The organism is Serratia sp. CoH_122_TC_1 (assembly GCF_058191755.1).
On the sequence record NZ_JBXWLA010000011.1, the window covers coordinates 23,834 to 39,715 of the forward strand.

The 15,882-nt window shown below is 52.2% G+C and carries 19 protein-coding genes and 1 tRNA gene; 13 read left to right on the forward strand and 7 right to left on the reverse strand.

Translation table 11 applies throughout. The features are described 5' to 3' along the window. Positions 1 to 71: 71 nt before the first annotated feature. Both AC2FC2_RS15175 and AC2FC2_RS15180 read right to left on the reverse strand, forming a co-directional pair. The gene (locus AC2FC2_RS15175; RefSeq protein ID WP_265555555.1) at positions 72 to 512 is read right to left on the reverse strand and encodes a type II toxin-antitoxin system HicB family antitoxin; all 441 of its coding nucleotides are present in this window, start codon (positions 510 to 512) and stop codon (positions 72 to 74) included. Between the two features lie 71 nt (positions 513 to 583). Then, entirely contained in the window at positions 584 to 1,030 is a 447-nt protein-coding gene (locus tag AC2FC2_RS15180) for a DUF805 domain-containing protein (RefSeq protein ID WP_490659470.1), read from the reverse strand. A 293-nt stretch (positions 1,031 to 1,323) separates the two neighbouring features. On the opposite strand from AC2FC2_RS15180, the gene mltB reads away from it, so the two are divergent. Then, positions 1,324 to 2,409: a lytic murein transglycosylase B gene (gene mltB / locus AC2FC2_RS15185; protein ID WP_209638762.1), complete on the forward strand. Its 1,086-nt coding sequence runs from the start codon at positions 1,324 to 1,326 to the stop codon at positions 2,407 to 2,409. A gap of 57 nt (positions 2,410 to 2,466) precedes the next feature. Here mltB and AC2FC2_RS15190 read toward each other — a convergent pair whose 3' ends face one another. Beyond that, the gene (locus AC2FC2_RS15190; RefSeq protein ID WP_209638764.1) at positions 2,467 to 3,618 is read right to left on the reverse strand and encodes a porin; all 1,152 of its coding nucleotides are present in this window, start codon (positions 3,616 to 3,618) and stop codon (positions 2,467 to 2,469) included. A 412-nt stretch (positions 3,619 to 4,030) separates the two neighbouring features. On the opposite strand from AC2FC2_RS15190, the gene AC2FC2_RS15195 reads away from it, so the two are divergent. Both AC2FC2_RS15195 and AC2FC2_RS15200 read left to right on the forward strand, forming a co-directional pair. After that, positions 4,031 to 4,321, forward strand: a complete 291-nt coding sequence (locus AC2FC2_RS15195; protein WP_490659471.1) for a hypothetical protein — start codon at positions 4,031 to 4,033, stop codon at positions 4,319 to 4,321. A 111-nt stretch (positions 4,322 to 4,432) separates the two neighbouring features. After that, a complete protein-coding gene (locus tag AC2FC2_RS15200) occupies positions 4,433 to 4,732 on the forward strand; it encodes a hypothetical protein (protein WP_209638766.1) in 300 nt (99 codons plus the stop codon). A 27-nt stretch (positions 4,733 to 4,759) separates the two neighbouring features. Here the strand turns inward: AC2FC2_RS15200 and dsdC are convergent, their stop codons facing one another. Together dsdC and AC2FC2_RS15210 are read right to left on the reverse strand one after the other, a co-directional pair. Then, positions 4,760 to 5,689, reverse strand: a complete 930-nt coding sequence (gene dsdC, locus AC2FC2_RS15205) for a DNA-binding transcriptional regulator DsdC (protein ID WP_490659472.1) — start codon at positions 5,687 to 5,689, stop codon at positions 4,760 to 4,762. A 192-nt stretch (positions 5,690 to 5,881) separates the two neighbouring features. Then, entirely contained in the window at positions 5,882 to 6,421 is a 540-nt protein-coding gene (locus tag AC2FC2_RS15210) for a DUF2058 domain-containing protein (RefSeq protein WP_209638770.1), read from the reverse strand. 334 nt (positions 6,422 to 6,755) lie between these two features. On the opposite strand from AC2FC2_RS15210, the gene AC2FC2_RS15215 reads away from it, so the two are divergent. Next, the gene (locus AC2FC2_RS15215) at positions 6,756 to 7,187 is read left to right on the forward strand and encodes a DoxX family protein (protein ID WP_404759193.1); all 432 of its coding nucleotides are present in this window, start codon (positions 6,756 to 6,758) and stop codon (positions 7,185 to 7,187) included. A 211-nt stretch (positions 7,188 to 7,398) separates the two neighbouring features. Here AC2FC2_RS15215 and AC2FC2_RS15220 read toward each other — a convergent pair. After that, positions 7,399 to 7,473: transfer RNA gene (locus AC2FC2_RS15220), tRNA-Arg, on the reverse strand. A 130-nt stretch (positions 7,474 to 7,603) separates the two neighbouring features. After that, positions 7,604 to 8,533 (reverse strand): formate/nitrite transporter family protein, encoded by a 930-nt coding sequence (locus AC2FC2_RS15225; RefSeq protein ID WP_490659473.1) that lies wholly within the window; start codon positions 8,531 to 8,533, stop codon positions 7,604 to 7,606. Between the two features lie 251 nt (positions 8,534 to 8,784). Between AC2FC2_RS15225 and ccmA the strand changes: the two genes are divergently transcribed. The 9 genes from ccmA to ccmI all read left to right on the forward strand — a co-directional run bounded on the left by ccmA (position 8,785) and on the right by ccmI (position 15,852). Next, positions 8,785 to 9,417, forward strand: a complete 633-nt coding sequence (gene ccmA, locus AC2FC2_RS15230; protein WP_209638774.1) for a cytochrome c biogenesis heme-transporting ATPase CcmA — start codon at positions 8,785 to 8,787, stop codon at positions 9,415 to 9,417. After that, positions 9,417 to 10,076, forward strand: a complete 660-nt coding sequence (ccmB, locus tag AC2FC2_RS15235) for a heme exporter protein CcmB (protein ID WP_209638776.1) — start codon at positions 9,417 to 9,419, stop codon at positions 10,074 to 10,076. The genes ccmA and ccmB overlap by 1 nt, the downstream gene beginning before the upstream one ends. Positions 10,077 to 10,194: 118 nt before the next feature. Then, positions 10,195 to 10,932 (forward strand): heme ABC transporter permease, encoded by a 738-nt coding sequence (locus AC2FC2_RS15240; protein WP_209638778.1) that lies wholly within the window; start codon positions 10,195 to 10,197, stop codon positions 10,930 to 10,932. After that, positions 10,929 to 11,165 (forward strand): heme exporter protein CcmD, encoded by a 237-nt coding sequence (gene ccmD, locus AC2FC2_RS15245; RefSeq protein ID WP_209638780.1) that lies wholly within the window; start codon positions 10,929 to 10,931, stop codon positions 11,163 to 11,165. The genes AC2FC2_RS15240 and ccmD overlap by 4 nt, the downstream gene beginning before the upstream one ends. Next, positions 11,162 to 11,656: a cytochrome c maturation protein CcmE gene (gene ccmE / locus AC2FC2_RS15250; RefSeq protein WP_037423650.1), complete on the forward strand. Its 495-nt coding sequence runs from the start codon at positions 11,162 to 11,164 to the stop codon at positions 11,654 to 11,656. Before ccmD ends, ccmE begins: the two co-directional genes overlap by 4 nt. Continuing rightward, positions 11,653 to 13,623 (forward strand): heme lyase CcmF/NrfE family subunit, encoded by a 1,971-nt coding sequence (locus AC2FC2_RS15255; protein WP_209638782.1) that lies wholly within the window; start codon positions 11,653 to 11,655, stop codon positions 13,621 to 13,623. Before ccmE ends, AC2FC2_RS15255 begins: the two co-directional genes overlap by 4 nt. Then, positions 13,620 to 14,171, forward strand: a complete 552-nt coding sequence (locus tag AC2FC2_RS15260) for a DsbE family thiol:disulfide interchange protein (RefSeq protein ID WP_209638784.1) — start codon at positions 13,620 to 13,622, stop codon at positions 14,169 to 14,171. The genes AC2FC2_RS15255 and AC2FC2_RS15260 overlap by 4 nt, the downstream gene beginning before the upstream one ends. Next, entirely contained in the window at positions 14,168 to 14,641 is a 474-nt protein-coding gene (locus AC2FC2_RS15265; protein ID WP_209638786.1) for a cytochrome c-type biogenesis protein, read from the forward strand. Before AC2FC2_RS15260 ends, AC2FC2_RS15265 begins: the two co-directional genes overlap by 4 nt. After that, positions 14,641 to 15,852 (forward strand): c-type cytochrome biogenesis protein CcmI, encoded by a 1,212-nt coding sequence (ccmI, locus tag AC2FC2_RS15270; protein ID WP_490659474.1) that lies wholly within the window; start codon positions 14,641 to 14,643, stop codon positions 15,850 to 15,852. Before AC2FC2_RS15265 ends, ccmI begins: the two co-directional genes overlap by 1 nt. Positions 15,853 to 15,882 lie beyond the last annotated feature (30 nt).

Consider the following 15,882-nt stretch of genomic DNA (forward strand, 5'->3'; position numbering starts at 1 on the left):
TCTTGATGGTTCGGTAATGAACACATCGGCGAAAAATGAAGAATATTTAGCCCCCGCAAAAAATATTTATCTTATTGCTGGCGAATCTCTGCTACCGAGGTTTGGACTTCATATCCTAACAGGTAGAGGGCTTGCTCCAGCGCTTCCACTTTTGAGGCGTAGGCGACGTCCAGCAGGCGATCCATCTGCCCAGCGTTAAACCCTAATTGACGTGCCAGAGAGGCTTTAGAGGCGCTGGTGGACAGCATAATGTTATGCAGTTCGAGTTTGAGTTTGACCAATACGGGCACATGGATCGCTAATTCTTCCGGTAAGGCGCGGGAAGGGGGAGGTACCGGTCGGCCCTCTTCCATTTCCAGCTTGATGGCAATCAACAGGCTTTCCTGGGCTTCAAGCTCTACATCTTCACGCTTATAGCAGGCGGCCTGTTGTTCAGGAAAATCACGAAAGTGGATCTGCCAGGCATCGCTATCGTTATCAAAGCTGTAATGGGCGGGGTAGTGGCAAGACATGGTATTTCCTGTTTGGCGCGAAGTGATGCGGCATTGTGACCGCTCGGCGTGCAGATAGCCAGTGGCGATGGTCAGGCCTTCATCGGTTTACGCGTGCATAATCCCGTAGGTAACAACAACGCGCATAATAGGCCAATCAGGCTAATAACGATGAGCCAGCGCGTCACCGGGCCGGGGTAATAATTATTCACCACGCTGAGCAGATACAGGGCTAACGCCAGAGGCCAACCAGGTGTACCTATGTCATTAAGGCGAAATGCGGTGCGGGCTACCAGCCAAAGGGTTAAACCTATCCAACACAGTGACCACAGCATAATGCACAGCAGGTAGACAAACACCGCAAAAAACGTGCTGATATCACTGTGCGCGTAATTTCGGAAGAGATTTTGATCGAGATAAGGTGACAGGTATAACAACAGTGCCAGGCCCGCGGCGAACGCCATCACGGAGAAAACATACGCCTTGCGTGCTATGCGGCGTTTAAAGACATTTTTAGCGATCTGTCCGAGAGAATCCAAAATAACATTCCGTTGTATCCGTCATTGCTGACAGGGTTGCAGCCAAAAAGAGGGGCAGTGTAGTGATGCGCTGTGGCGTGTCAATATGATAATTGTTCTCATTTAATCAAGGTTTACGTTTCGACGGAATAGTTGCTTACCCTAACTAATTCTTTGCTTCTGTGCTTCAAATCACGTTTTTGGCTATTTTGGCTTACCGCCTTGTGATGAGCGACATAATCCAGTTTGTTCGCACCAGACAATGGATTAACATAATCACCACTTATCACTGGCCTGGCTTATATGGATATCCGATGCGTCATTTAGTTGCTCTTCTCCCCCTGCTTACCTTACTCACTGCCTGTAGCAGCGGGCCGAAGCCGACCCCAGCTACGCCTCAGGACAGCACGGTGAAAGGTGGGTTCCTGCTGACGCCAGCGCATTCCGGTCAGCCACTGGGCGGTGATTTTGCCAATAACCCCAATACGGCCCGTTTTATCGATAAAATGGTTCAGGAACACGGTTTTGATCGTCAACAGCTGCATGATGTACTGGCCCAAGCCAAGCGACTGGATTCCGTGTTGCGGTTGATGGATCGCCAGGCGCCAACGCCATCCACACAGGCACCTTCAGGACCGAACGGCTCCTGGCTGCGCTATCGCAATAAATTTATTACGCCGGATAACGTGCAAAATGGCGTGCAGTTCTGGAACCAGTATCAGGATGCGCTGCAGCGTGCTTATCAGGTCTATGGCGTACCACCCGAAATCATTGTCGGTATTATCGGTGTTGAAACCCGCTGGGGCCGCGTGATGGGTAAAACCCGTATTATTGATGCGCTGGCTACCTTGGCCTTCGACTATCCCCGCCGTGCCGATTATTTTGCCGGCGAGCTGGAAACCTTCCTGCTGATGTCACGCACTGAAGGGGATGATCCGCTGGATCTACGTGGTTCATTTGCCGGAGCGATGGGGTACGGCCAGTTTATGCCATCCTCATTCAAAAGTTACGCTGTAGACTTTAACGGTGATGGTCACATTAACTTGTGGGATCCGGTGGATGCGATTGGCAGTGTGGCTAACTACTTTAAAGCACACGGCTGGGCCAAGGGCGAACCTGTTGCGGTGCAGGCTAACGGCCAGGCGCCAGGGTTGGAAAATGGGTTTAAAACGCGTTACTCCGTTGCCAGCCTGGCAGCGGCAGGCCTGACTCCACAGGGTTCCTTGGGCGATAACCAAGAGGCCAGCCTGCTGCGTCTGGATATTGGCACCGGCTATCAGTATTGGTATGGATTACCTAACTTCTACACCATTACCCGCTATAACCACAGCACCCACTATGCGATGGCTGTGTGGCAGTTGGGAGAGGCGGTGGGCCGTTCGGCGCGCGGCGGGTTCTAAACTCGTGAGCACTGATGAAAAAGGCCGCTGAAGCGGCCTTTTTTACGTCGGTAGGGATTAGAAATCGTAACGCAGGCGTACCAGTGTCATATCACCGAGATTGTCGGTGCTTGACGTCAGCACGTGTTCCACATCGACGCGGAAGCCGTAATCAAACTGTACGGTAACGCCCAGGCCGTTATCGATACGCTGATAATCGCGGCCACTCACGTACTGCAGGCGGTCACCCATAAAGTATGGCATCACGGATTTCACCGCATATTGCCCCACAGGTAGGGTGTAACCGGCCAGATACTCAATGCCCCAAGCGTCACCGGCGAAGTAGTCGTTAACGTTGGCTTTCTTGGTGGTCAGGAAGTTGTTGTACCAACCGCCGCCGAAGGTCAGTGTCCAGTTATCTGGTTTCCAGCTCAGCGCAGTACCCAGAATGTTTTGGTCATAATCTTTGGTGGTGTGGGTAGCGGGATCGCGCATCTCTGCACGGGTATAGTTCCACGCGGTGCCCCAGGTCAGATCCGGCGTCAGGTGGTAATCCACACCCAATGAACCGCCGCCTTCACGCTTGTAGCGCAGGCCATTACCCGGCAGATATTCGTTGTCGCTGAACAGATAGGACGCATAAACGTCCGCGTCACCGAAGGTATTTTTGTACTTCAGCATTTTGCGTGAGCGGTAAGAACCGTCGTAATCGCCGTTGATGCCGTTCCCCGGAGCCTGGGCCAGCATGTCATAGTCCCAGATATCGGTTTTGGCGCCGACTACGTCATAGTACACGCTGTTTTGCTGACCAAAGGTCAATTGTCCCCAGGTTTTACTTTTCAGACCGGTATATAGCATGCGGCGGCTGGTGTTGTTGGCACCATCGGCATAGTGATTATCCCAGTTGAAGAGTGCAGGAATGTTCACGCCCAGCTCGTAATAGCTGATCCAGCTAATGTCATCGAACAGGTAGTAATCAGCGGCAAAGCGGAAGCGGGTGCCTCCGTCGAACCCGTTACGCTTGTAAGAGCCCTTATCGCCATCGCCGGTCATATTGTTGAACTGCGGACGGATACTGCCACCGACCGTAAAGTTAAGACGGCTCAGCGGATCGCCCGCCTGCGGGTCCTGCTTCAGCAAAGTGATTTCAGCTTGGGCAGCAAAAGAAGTACTACCCACGATCAGTCCCAGAGCAACGGCCTGGGTTAATGCGCGCAATGTGTATGTCATTTTATATCCCTGTGTATGCTTGCCACTCTCACTGGACCTTCGGGTATCAGTGATTGGCTCAGTAAATTTCCTGAGCGTTTTCATCGCTTTTCTTGGTTTTGTAAAAGCGGGCGCATATTTAACACGATTTTGATCACAAAAAGTTACTTTTCTTGCTAATTATTTGATTTGTTTTTAATCACCTGCAAGGGCGGGCGTGCAAGAAACCGGCGTTATGGCGGGCTTCAACGTATCGACCGGTTAGGGGGACAGCGTTCGGATGAACTCAGCTAACACAAAGCATTATATTTTTCACTTGTCAGAGAATGCCATATGCCGTGTAATTTCATTGCGGCCAGAGACAGTTTAATACGTGGTTTTTTCGTTTTATTTTACAAAATTTACCGAGCTAACAAGGGACGTTTAGAACGCTATGAGATTTTATTTCGCACTGTTGATAGGGCTTTTTTCATTGCCGCTAATGGCGGCGGAGTCTCACGTCTGCCATTCGCAGTCATATGATTATGCGAGTATTGGCAAGTTAAGGTTGAGCGATGATACGACTTTTACTTGCCACGGAGTCGGTCAGTTCACTATTCCTGACTTAGCTAAGCGTGGTTGGAAGGTTATTCACGTGGCACAGCAGACGGAATATACCGGTGACGTGGACAGTGATAGTGAGGTGATTAAAATGTACCAGGAAATAGTCGTCTATAAAGAATAAAGACTACGTGTTTATCAGGTTCACATATCGCCATTTTTTATTCGTGGTGAGGATGTGTCATATTCTTTTTTTCCATGTTGACAGAAGGATAGTACCAAAAAAATATAAATTATGGATGTTGATATTCACAGCTACCAAATGATCTGCGAAAGCCAATTCACTATTACTCTGCAAATATCCAAATATGCCTGGGGTTATCCTTTAATAACCTTAAGTGATAACGGTGATTTTTTTGTGATGGAAAACACCCGGCGAGGGCGATTGCCTAATCAGATGCCGGTGGAAATAATAACCTTTACTAATAATGACTCTGTAGCATGGGATAACAACCGTAAGCATATTTATTATTCGAAGTCAGGGCGTTTGTACAGCTGTGCGCTGGATTTTTCCTATGTTCCAAAGAAATGGTAATACGCACTCTGCTCATACCTCCGGCCATCAGGCCAGAGGTGCTATCTTCATCATCCACTGTTTGAAAGCGATGATCTTCGGCCACTGGCGTTCGGTGGTGGTTGAAATAAAATAACAATGTTCGCAAGGCAGAGTCATATCGGTAAACGGAATAATCAGCTCTCCGCTTTTAATCCAGTCTTGCACCAGATTAAGCCGGCCCATTGCGACGCCAAGATGATGCGTTGCCGCCAGCACGGCCAGATCTGAGCGATCGAATTCCATGCTTTTGCTGTCAGTATCCAACCCCAGTTCAAAATGTTGTGACCAGGTTAGCCACTCGTCTTCACCCGAGTTGTATCGGTCGTGCAGCAGAGTGCAATCGGCCAGGTTTTCAGGCGCATTGTAGAGATTATGCTTTTGGGCGTATTGCGCAGTGCAGATTGGGACCATAGACTCGTGCATAAAGGCTTCGTCCAGTTGCTTGCCCGATGGCAGGCGACCGAAATACAGCGCTAAATCAACGCCTCGATTGGCCAGATTGATATTTTCTTGGCCGGTGAGAATGTTTAAATGAATGGTGGGATACTGAGCAGTAAAATCGCTGATTCTGGGTATCAGTAAACATTGTACAATCGAAGGATGCGAGTAAATGGTCAAGGTGCCCGTCAATTCACGGTTTCTAATATCAAGAATTTCTTGGGTTAGGGCGTCGAAGGAATGGCTTAACGACCACTGCATACGCTCGCCTTCAGGTGTTAGCGTAATTCTGCGATGAAATCGTTGAAATAAAAGAAAACCCAGTTCTTTTTCTAACAGGTTAATTCTATGACTTACAGCGCTGGGGGTAATTGAAAGTTCCTCTGCCGCCAATGAAAAGGATAAGTGGCGGGCAACACATTCAAAAGTATGCAAGCGAGAAAATTGATAGCTCGTCAGTGGACTTGCTCTTTTTGAATACTTCTTATTGGGGAACATGTTATTACTCCATTCACGTGATGTAATAATGGTAACATTTTAATGAAGGTAACTAAAATACGAATTGACGTGTTTTTTAGCCACGCTGGCATGTGGGGGTAATATTTTTTATGACGTGTTTTTTATGCAGAAAATTCAACGGTACGGAAGGGGGCGGGCAAGGATGACAGTCCATTGCCCTAAGGAGCTTGGTTACCACATCAAATCATCAGGGACAACAAAATCAGCGTAAGGATCTTCCTCGTCTTGCGCTTCCTGAGTGAGTTCAGCGCTTAATACAATGTAGCTCGCATCCCGTTGTGCGATTTTATTGGCTACGACCGCAGGTATAATCGCATACTCACCCTCACTGTTATTGTCAGTAATCAGGCGGGCAATGGCGAGGCGACCATTGATCAATTGGGTTTGAGTCGCCTTATCTACAGAGATATTTTTGATCAGATTATTATCTGTGAAGTTATAGCTAATATCACCCTTTGAAATAACGATTCTGTTCATTTCAATGAGTTGTTTAATCTGCGCTTTATACTCTTTCGATAAGGCCGCTTGTTTTTGTTGCTCACTTAACTGTTTGTCACGCTCGATTTGCGTCTTCTTGTTTAATTCTACGGCTTCTCTCGCCTCACGAGCCTGGACGCGTGACTTTTTAGCCGTTCTTTGCACTTTTTCTAGCTTCTTGCTGCTGACGAGTCCAGCTTTAAGCATCTGCTCTTGTAATGTGAGTTTTGTCATGTTCGTTTCTAAAATCGATTAAATCGTGTCTGGGATTATACCTTTAATAGTCGACACTGTGCCAGATTCTGAAACCGGGTCATGCGTTATCCTGGTAACCCTGGAGAGGCCTTTCGAAGGCTTCAGGACCAATGCCACTGAAATGACTGTGGCGGGTGCCGTTGTAGAATGCTGCAATGCAATGTTTTCGTTTCAATGCCCCTCAAATCCCTTTATGCCACTGGATTAACTGGACAAAACTTAACCCAGATCAACCCAAATGAGAATAATTCTCCACTCGTTTAGCGATTAGCAATTACTTTATAGAAACAAGAAAACGTCTTCGGGAGTGATAATGATGAGGCAACTTTATATCCGCTTTACCACTGCGCTGAACAAACCTGATCTGGCCATTTTACTGCTGAGAATCACCTACGGTCTGCTGATTTTCCATGGCTGGCACAAGGTGCACGATGGCCTCGCCGGGATTGAAGGCATGCTGGCAGGCTATGGAGTCCCGGCGTTCGTGGCGTATGGTGTGATCATCGGGGAAGTCATTGCCCCGATCATGATTATGCTGGGCATTTTCACCCGTCTTGCAGCGCTGTCAGCCGCAGCCACTATGGTTGTTGCGTGGTTGATGGTCGGTATCCACCAAACTTTCGCGCTGTCACCGGTCGGCGCGTGGGCGATTGAAGATATCGTGTATTACTTCATGGCAGCCGTTGTGATTGCGCTGTACGGCAGTGGCCGTTATTCCGTTATGAGTAACCCGGTATATCGCTGATTTTCTCTCTCAGCGTGTTTTCTAATGAAACACGCTGAGTTTTCCATTTAACGTGATTTATGGCTGTGTGGCGTAACTCGAACCTGCCATACCAACTTTTGTACCGACAATTAAGCGTGGCTGTGGGTAGAATCCGGTAGAGTATAGAAGACAAAGTGAGTTGGTTAACTCATTGTTTTTTGAGTAAAGTAGATTTTGTTCGGCATCGGAATGGTGTCCCCGACTGGAATCGAACCAGTAACTAGCCCTTAGGAGGGGCTTGTTATATCCGTTTAACTACGGGGACGCTGCGGGCTGGCAACCTGAGGCTGCCGGGGCAGTATACCTTTTTTTACCCGCAGAATAAGCGCTTAGCGGTGCGTTTGCTCATTACATCGCCAATATGCGTTGAATTTTGCCTGCTGCGCTGATCGCGATCACGGTTTTCTTGCCTTGTCGGTTTGTTTTTCTGCCTTTAGCCGCACAGCCTTGTTTTTGTCACTCATGTCGTTGCGGATCTGCGCATGACTGATTAACGCAAAGATAAAGGTGCCGCCAATAATGTTGCCTGCTAGCGTAGGGATAGCGAACGGGTAGATAAAATCGTGCCACGGAATGATGCCGCTAAACACCAGATAAAGGATCTCTACCGATCCGACCACGATATGGGTGAGATCGCAAATCGCCACCAGGTAGGTCATGAGTACGATCACCCAAATCTTGGCTGCGCCAGCGGACGGAAACATCCACACCATGGTTGCAATGATCCAACCGGCCAGAATGCCGTTAGCGAACATTTCCGACGGTGAGTTTTGCATGACCTCTTCAGACAGGCTAACGAAGGCGTTCCGGGTATTTTCATCAAAAATCGGCATATGGATAAATGCCAGCGACGCCAGCCCGGTGCCAATCAGGTTACCCAGCAACACGACACCCCACAGGCGAAGCAGGATGATGATATTTCTCGGTGTCGGTTTATGCATGATCGGCAGTACGGCGGTCACGGTATTCTCGGTAAACAACTGCTGACGCGCCATGATCACGATGATAAAGCCAAAGGTGTAGCCAATATTTTCGATAAAGAAGCGGCTGGGGTCGTCCGGCAAGCGGGCGTGAAAAATGCCTTTCGCCATCAACGAGGCGCCCATCGACAGCCCGGCCGCCACCGCTGACCACAGCAACGCCCACCCGTCGCGTTCCAGCTCTTTCTCACCTTCCATGCGGATCTGCTCATGCACTGCCGCCGCGCGTGAAGGTAAATTCTCTTCTTTTATCTCGATTTCGCTCTTGCCCTGCTCATGCTCCTTGCTTTCGACTTGCACGTCATTATCCGTATCTGCCTGCGGGTGAGGGTGTTGGTCGCTCATTATCTGCTCTCTCCATTGATGCTGCCAAGGCCACGCATTAAGCGTAGTTGGCCCAGCGCTCCCGCGAAAGCCATGCTGCAAATGGCAGAAAAAAGTAACAAGACTTTAACGCCGCCGTTTTTTTCTACGCATTCTTGATCTGGTACGCAATATTACCCCTATTGGAGTAGCTGAGCGGCCTGTCGCGGGGTACGTGCCGCAGATGGCTTATGCTATGATCGCTATCCCAAAGAAAAATATGAGTTCTCCCGATGCTGGAAGCTAAAAATCTGAGTTGCGTCCGAGATGAACGCACCCTGTTTAGCGCGTTAAGCTTTAGGGTAACGCCGGGCGATATTATTCAGGTTGAAGGGCCAAACGGTGCGGGTAAGACCAGCCTGTTACGCATTTTGGCCGGTTTGGCTCGGCCAGATAGCGGAGAGGTCTGCTGGCACGGACAAAATACGTTACGCCAGCGCGAACGCTACCATCAGGATTTACTGTTTCTCGGCCATCAGCCGGGGATTAAAACCATGTTGACCCCTTTTGAGAACCTGCAGTTTTACCAGGCAGTGCGCACGTCACCCGATCGCCAGGCGATTTGGCAGGCGTTGGAGCAAGTGGGATTGGTGGGCTATGAAGATTTACCGGTGGCGCAGCTTTCCGCTGGGCAGCAGCGCCGGGTTGCGTTGGCTCGCCTGTGGCTCAGCGACAGCCCACTTTGGATCCTGGATGAGCCACTAACGGCAATCGATAAGCAAGGCGTGGCTGAATTGATTAGCCTTTTTGAGCAACATGCGCAGCAGGGCGGCATGGTATTGTTGACTACGCATCAGGATTTGGCTGGCGCGACACAGGCTGTAAGGAAAATCAGCCTGACGGAAAACCGCGTGGAGAACTTTTGATGTTTCTGACTGTATTGCGCCGTGAGCTGAAGATTGCCTTTCGCAAAGGGTCGGAAATCGTCAATCCACTGTGGTTCTTCCTGATCGTTATCACGCTGTTTCCGTTAGGTATTGGGCCAGAACCACAGCTGCTGGCGCGCATTTCGCCGGGGATAATTTGGGTCGCTGCGTTGTTGGCGGCGTTGTTGTCGTTGGAGCGCTTGTTCCGCGATGACTTTCTTGATGGTTCGCTAGAGCAACTTCTGCTGTTGCCGACGCCGCTGCCAATGACGGTGTTAGGCAAAGTGTGTGCTCACTGGGTCGTCACCGGTTTGCCCTTATTAATCCTGTCGCCGCTGGTGGCCTTGTTGCTGTCGTTGAACATAAATACCTGGCAGGCGGTTGCGTTGACGCTGTTGCTGGGTACGCCGACGCTAAGCTTGATTGGTGCTATCGGCGTGGCGTTGACCGTTGGGTTACGCAAAGGTGGCGTGCTGCTGAGTCTGCTGGTATTGCCACTGTATATACCGGTGCTGATATTTTCCACCGCCGCCATCGACGCCGCCTCTATGGGCATGCCAATAGACGGTTACCTGGCAATTCTGGGGGCGATGTTGGCGGGCAGCATCACGCTGGCGCCTTTTGCCACCGCAGCAGCGCTGCGAGTGAGCGTGCACTAGCTAACTTATTGAAACGCGGGTTAACGCCACAAAGAGCGTGTTCCACCGCACAAGTAATTTTCGTCGCCTCGGTAGACGGGGCGGCCACCGTATAAATTTACCGTGAGCAATGACGACAATGTGGAAATGGTTACATCAATTTGCCCAGCCTGAACGGCTGTATCACGTCTGTGGACGTTTTATCCCCTGGCTGGGGCTAGCCGGTGCAGCCTGTCTGCTGCTGGGTTGGGTATGGGGCTTTGGCTTCGCCCCGAAGGACTATCAGCAGGGTGATAGCTTCCGCATCATGTATATCCATGTGCCGGCTGCCATGTGGTCGATGGGGATCTACGGTTCGATGGCCGTTGCCGCCTTTATCGGTCTGGTGTGGCAGATGAAAATGTCGGATACCGTTGTCGCTGCGATGGCGCCCGTGGGGGCGGTATTTACTTTTATTGCCCTGGTCACCGGCTCTGCCTGGGGTAAGCCGATGTGGGGGACCTGGTGGGTGTGGGATGCGCGTCTGACGTCCGAGTTGGTGCTGCTGTTCCTTTATATCGGCATTATTGCGCTGTACAACGCCTTCGAAGACCGGCGTCTGGCAGGCCGCGCCGCGGGCATTTTGGTGCTGGTCGGGGTGGTGAATATCCCGATTATTCATTTCTCTGTCGAATGGTGGAATACGCTTCATCAGGGTTCGACTAATATGCAACAGAGTATAGCGCCAAGCATGCGAACCCCGCTGCGCTGGGCAATCCTCGGTTACCTGCTTTTCTTTATCACCCTCACGCTGATGCGTTTGCGTAATCTGATCCTGTCTCAGGAACGTCAGCGTCCGTGGGTTGCCAGCCTGATCAATAAGGAGCGCCAATCATGAATGCCGCATTTACGAGCTGGCAGGCGTTCTTCGCTATGGGGGGGTATGCCTTTTACGTCTGGCTGGCGGTGTCTATTACGCTGCTCTCGTTGTTGGGCCTGGTCGTCCACACCTTCTGGCAGCGCCGGCAATTGCTGGGTGAGATTGGCCGTCGTCAGGCGCGCGAACGACGGATTCGTCAGTCGCAGCAGTCGAAACAAAAATCCGCTAACTCGCGGGAGAAATCATTGTGAATCCACGTCGTAAAAGTCGCCTGTACCTGGCGATTGTAGTGCTGATCGGCGTCGCGCTTACTGCAACCCTGATGCTGTATGCGCTGCGTTCCAACATCGATCTGTTTTATACCCCGAGTGAAATTCTGCTGGGCAAGGGCGAAAATCATGAAAAACCGGAAGTGGGGCAACGCCTGCGTATCGGTGGCATGGTGATGCCAGGATCGGTGAAGCGCGATCAGAAAACATTACAGGTCAGCTTCAAAGTCTACGATGCACGTGGCGCGATTGATGTCACCTACACCGGCATCCTGCCGGACCTGTTCCGCGAAGGGCAGGGTGTGGTGGCACAAGGTGTGCTGGGTGAAGGCAACGTGGTCAATGCCCGTGAAGTGCTGGCGAAACATGATGAAAAATACACACCGCCGGAAGTGGCTGATGCAATGAAAGAAAACCATAAAGGACCGGCGTCGACCTATGCGGCTCCGCAGAATGAGGGCGCTAAATCATGATGCCGGAAACGGGAAGTTTTCTGCTGTGCCTGGCATTAGCGATCTCGCTCCTGCTGAGTATTTATCCACAATGGGGCGCTGCGCGTCAGGACCGTCGCATGATGGCGGTCGCCCGCCCGTTGACCTACGGTATGTTTGCCGCCATTGCGATGGCTTTCATCTGCCTGGTATATGCTTTTGTCGTCAATGACTTTACCGTGGCCTATGTGGCCGCCAACTCTAACACCCAATTGCCGGTGTATTACCGCATTGCCGCTACCTGGGGCGCCCATGAGGGGTCGCTGTTACTGTGGGTGCTGTTGCTGAGCTGCTGGTCGCTGGCCGTGGCATTGTGCAGCCGTTCGATGCCACAGGATGCCGTGGCGCGCGTGTTGTCTGTGATGGGCATGATCACCGCAGGTTTCCTGTTGTTTATCATCATGACGTCCAATCCGTTCACCCGCACACTGCCGAACTTCCCGATCGACGGCAGCGATCTCAATCCGCTGCTGCAGGATATCGGTCTGATTTTCCATCCCCCGTTGTTGTACATGGGGTATGTCGGTTTCTCGGTGGCGTTCGCGTTTGCCATCGCTTCATTGATGGCCGGCCGGCTCGATACCGCCTGGGCACGCTGGTCACGCCCCTGGACTACGGCGGCCTGGGTGTTCCTCACCATGGGAATCGTGCTGGGTTCTGCCTGGGCGTACTACGAGCTGGGCTGGGGGGGCTGGTGGTTCTGGGATCCGGTCGAAAACGCGTCATTTATGCCGTGGTTGGCCGGTACGGCGCTCATGCATTCACTGGCAGTGACTGAGAAGCGCGGTACCTTCAAGGCCTGGACGGTATTGCTGGCCATTACCGCTTTCTCGCTGTGCCTGCTGGGGACCTTCCTGGTGCGTTCAGGCGTGTTGGTTTCGGTGCACTCCTTTGCGTCCGATCCGGCGCGTGGCATGTTTATCCTCGCCTATCTGGTCATCGTAATCGGTGGTTCTTTACTGCTGTATGCGGTCAAGGGCGGGCAAGTGCGTAGCCGGGTGCAGCACGAAACCTTCTCGCGTGAAACCTTCCTGTTAGGTAACAATGTGCTGTTGATCGCCGCCATGCTGGTGGTGCTGTTGGGTACGTTGTTACCGCTGGTGCACAAACAGTTGGGGCTGGGTAGCATCTCAATTGGCGAGCCCTTCTTTAATACCATGTTCACCTGGCTAATGGCGCCGATGGCGCTGTTAATGGGCATCGGGCCTTTGGTGCGCTGGCGCCGTGATGAGCCGACCAAGCTGTGGCGCCGTCTGAGCGTAGCGCTGGTGATTACGCTGGTGCTGTCCATTCTGTTGCCGTGGCTGTTGCAAGACAGCATTGCCGGGATGACGGTGGTAGGGCTGATCATGGCGGTTTGGGTGATTATTCTGACGCTGATGGAGTTGCACGAACGTGCGACGCATCGTCACGGGTTCTGGCGCGGCCTGCGCCATCTTTCCCGTAGCCACTGGGGCATGGTGTTGGGCCACCTTGGTGTCGCGGTGACGGTGATCGGCATCGCATTTAGCCAGAACTACAGTGTGGAACGCGATGTGCGCATGAAGGCCGGCGACAGCGTAGACATTCATAACTATCACTTTGTATTCCGTGACGTGCATGATATTCGCGGACCGAACTACAGCGGTGGTGTTGGCATCATCGATGTCACCCGAAACGGCAAGCCGGAAGCGACTCTGCACGCAGAAAAGCGCTACTACAGTGTGGCACGCAGCATGATGACCGAAGCGGCGATTGACGGCGGTTTTAGCCGCGATCTGTATGCGGCATTGGGTGAGGAGCTGGACGACGGCTCTTGGGCCGTGCGGTTGTACTACAAACCTTTCGTACGCTGGATCTGGTTCGGTGGGGTGTTTATGGCGCTGGGCGGCATCCTGTGCATACTCGATCCACGCTATCGTATGAGCAAGAAACTCAAGCGTGAAGGCAAACTGGAGGAGCAGGCATGAACCGTAAACTGCTGTTTATTCCGTTAATCCTGTTCTTGCTGTTAGTGGCGGCATTTATGGTGCAGTTGACGCGTAACGCCGGTGGTGAAGACCCGACGATGCTGGAATCGGCGTTGATCGGCAAACCTGTACCGGCCTTCAAGCTGGAATCCCTCGATCAACCCGGCAAGACCTACGATCAGGCCGTGCTGCGCAACGGTAAACCGATGTTGCTAAACGTCTGGGCGACCTGGTGCCCAACCTGCCGCGCCGAGCACCAATATCTCAATACCCTGGCCACGCGTGGCATCCGCGTAGTGGGATTGAACTACAAAGATGATCGTAGCAAAGCAGTCACTTGGTTGAACTCGCTGGGCAACCCTTACGCGCTGAGCCTGTATGACGGGGATGGCATGCTGGGGCTGGATTTGGGGGTGTACGGTGCACCGGAAACGTTCTTGATCGACGGACAAGGCATTATTCGCTATCGCCACGCTGGGGATATGAACGAACGCGTGTGGCAGCAGGAAGTATTACCACTGTACAGAAAGTACGGGGGTGAGGCATGAAGCTGATTGTCTTGGTATTTGCCGCATTGCTGAGCTGGAGCGCAGCAGCGGCTATCGATACCTATCAGTTCACATCGGTGGAGCAGGAACAGCAATACCGTGAACTGACAGAACAACTGCGCTGCCCGAAATGCCAGAACAACAGCATTGCCGACTCTAACGCCATCATCGCGGCAGACATGCGTACCAAAGTGTACGAATTGATGATGCAGGGACAGAATAAGCAGCAGATCATCGATTACATGGTCGCGCGCTACGGCAATTTTGTTACCTACGAGCCCCCGGTGACCCCGGCGACGTTGATCTTGTGGGTTGGCCCGTTGCTGTTCGTACTGATTGGCGGGGCGGTGGTGATACTGCGCACTCGCCATCGCCGTGCCGGTACCGCTAATGCGAGCGATGAATTCTCCGAGCAAGAGCAACAGCGTCTGGCGGCGCTGCTGAAAGAGACTGACAGGAAGAAACCCTAATGGCTTTTTGGCTGATTATTATTGTGTTGCTGGTTGGCGCTGCGGCGTTGCTGGTGGTGCCGGCAATGCGCCACAGCGGCAAAAACACGGCCGCGAGCCGGGATGCGTTGAACAAGGCATTTTACCAGGATCGCCTGCACGAGCTTGAGCAGGACGAAGAGCAGGGCGTGGTTGCAGAGCGCCCGGAGTTGGTGAAGGAGTTGCAGCAAAACCTGCTGAACGACATACCTGGCCAGCAAGAAACGCAGGCCAAGCCGATCAACCGTTGGGCTTTGGTGCCGGGTGTTGTGCTGCTGGTTGTGGTCACTGTGGGTTTTTATCTGAAAACCGGCGGATTGGCGCAGGTGCTGGACTGGCAACAGGTGGAAACCCAAATGCCAGAACTGCGCGCGCGCGTTGCCAATGAACGCGCCCAGCCGCTAAGTATGGAAGAGATCGCCCGTCTTGGATTGGGCCTACGTACTGCGTTGCAGCAGGACGATCGCAATATCAATGACTGGATGATGTTGGGGCGTGTCGGCATGGCGCTGAATAATGCGACCACGGCGACCCAAGCATTTGCGCATGCTTATCAACTGGATCCGAATAGTCTGGAAGTGCGCCTCGGTTACGCAGAAGTCTTGACGCGATCCAATGATCCAGAGGATAACAAGCAAGCCACACAGATGCTGCGCAAGATGATCGCCGAAGATCATACCAATTTGCGGGTGCTGAGCCTGTTGGCGTTTAACGCCTTCGAGCAAGGGGATTTCAAACAGGCGATCGGTGCCTGGCAGGTGATGTTGAAGCTGCTGCCGGCTAACGATCAACGTGCTGAAGTGATAAAGCGCAGCATTGAACAAGCAAAAACCCAGGCGGGCGGAGAAACTGTTAAACTTGCTGTTAACGTGACGTTATCGCCGCAGGCGACTAACGCTTTGCCGCAGCAGGGTACGCTGGTAATCTCGGTGACCGATGGCACCAATCCGGTGCCGGTTGCAGTAAAACAACTGCCTTTAAGCCGCTTCCCACTGTCGTTTTCGTTGGATGACAGTAACGCCATGATGCCTGAACGGCTGCTTTCGGCCCAGCATCAGGTCAAGGTGCGGGTACGAATTTCTCAGGATGGTCTGGCCACGCCGCAGGCGGGTGACTGGTTCGGTGAAAGCGCGCTGCAGAATTTCAGCGGTAAAGAGCAGATTGACGTTCAGATAAACAAGCAGGTCCCCTGAATAAAAAGACCGAACGCGTTTTCATGGAGA

Bases quoted from the DNA above. Each gene is read 5' to 3' on its own strand.
- AC2FC2_RS15175 (WP_265555555.1), bottom strand. From the start codon at position 512: ATGTCTTGCCACTACCCCGCCCATTACAGCTTTGATAACGATAGCGAT.
- mltB (WP_209638762.1), top strand. From the start codon at position 1,324: ATGCGTCATTTAGTTGCTCTTCTCCCCCTGCTTACCTTACTCACTGCC.
- AC2FC2_RS15190 (WP_209638764.1), bottom strand. From the start codon at position 3,618: ATGACATACACATTGCGCGCATTAACCCAGGCCGTTGCTCTGGGACTG.
- AC2FC2_RS15195 (WP_490659471.1), top strand. From the start codon at position 4,031: ATGAGATTTTATTTCGCACTGTTGATAGGGCTTTTTTCATTGCCGCTA.
- AC2FC2_RS15200 (WP_209638766.1), top strand. From the start codon at position 4,433: ATGGATGTTGATATTCACAGCTACCAAATGATCTGCGAAAGCCAATTC.
- dsdC (WP_490659472.1), bottom strand. From the start codon at position 5,689: ATGTTCCCCAATAAGAAGTATTCAAAAAGAGCAAGTCCACTGACGAGC.
- AC2FC2_RS15210 (WP_209638770.1), bottom strand. From the start codon at position 6,421: ATGACAAAACTCACATTACAAGAGCAGATGCTTAAAGCTGGACTCGTC.
- AC2FC2_RS15215 (WP_404759193.1), top strand. From the start codon at position 6,756: ATGATGAGGCAACTTTATATCCGCTTTACCACTGCGCTGAACAAACCT.
- AC2FC2_RS15225 (WP_490659473.1), bottom strand. From the start codon at position 8,533: ATGAGCGACCAACACCCTCACCCGCAGGCAGATACGGATAATGACGTG.
- ccmA (WP_209638774.1), top strand. From the start codon at position 8,785: ATGCTGGAAGCTAAAAATCTGAGTTGCGTCCGAGATGAACGCACCCTG.
- ccmB (WP_209638776.1), top strand. From the start codon at position 9,417: ATGTTTCTGACTGTATTGCGCCGTGAGCTGAAGATTGCCTTTCGCAAA.
- AC2FC2_RS15240 (WP_209638778.1), top strand. From the start codon at position 10,195: ATGTGGAAATGGTTACATCAATTTGCCCAGCCTGAACGGCTGTATCAC.
- ccmD (WP_209638780.1), top strand. From the start codon at position 10,929: ATGAATGCCGCATTTACGAGCTGGCAGGCGTTCTTCGCTATGGGGGGG.
- AC2FC2_RS15255 (WP_209638782.1), top strand. From the start codon at position 11,653: ATGATGCCGGAAACGGGAAGTTTTCTGCTGTGCCTGGCATTAGCGATC.
- AC2FC2_RS15260 (WP_209638784.1), top strand. From the start codon at position 13,620: ATGAACCGTAAACTGCTGTTTATTCCGTTAATCCTGTTCTTGCTGTTA.
- AC2FC2_RS15265 (WP_209638786.1), top strand. From the start codon at position 14,168: ATGAAGCTGATTGTCTTGGTATTTGCCGCATTGCTGAGCTGGAGCGCA.
- ccmI (WP_490659474.1), top strand. From the start codon at position 14,641: ATGGCTTTTTGGCTGATTATTATTGTGTTGCTGGTTGGCGCTGCGGCG.